Annotated in this window: 1 protein-coding gene; it reads left to right on the top strand. The window is 65.0% G+C overall.

Annotated elements, in window-relative coordinates:
- A partial coding sequence (locus tag F2P45_RS34755; RefSeq protein WP_370663351.1) for a TonB-dependent siderophore receptor occupies nt 1–326 on the top strand: 326 nt, incomplete at both ends.

The following is a 326-nucleotide window of genomic DNA, read 5'->3' as shown; positions in this document are numbered from 1 at the left end:
CCTGTATGGCCTGGAACGGGTCGAAGTAGTCAAGGGCGCCGCGTCGGTCCTGTTCGGGGCGGGCGGGCCTGGCGGCATCATCAACACGGTCAGCAAGCGTCCCACGGCAGAGCCGGTGCACGAAATCAATCTGGAAGGAGGCTCATTCAAGCGCAAACAGGTATCGGCCGATCTTGGCGGCCCGCTGAGCGACGACGGCGTCTGGTCGTACCGCCTTACCGCGCTCTGGCGCGACAGCGACACCTTCATCGATCACGTACCCGACAACCGCCGTTTCGTGGCGCCCGCGCTGACGTGGAAACCGAACGCGGCGACCTCACTCACGT

It is taken from the genome of Massilia mucilaginosa, assembly GCF_011682145.1.
GTDB classification, from domain to species: domain Bacteria; phylum Pseudomonadota; class Gammaproteobacteria; order Burkholderiales; family Burkholderiaceae_D; genus Telluria_A; species Telluria_A mucilaginosa.
This window is presented reverse-complemented; position numbering and strand designations above follow the sequence as displayed.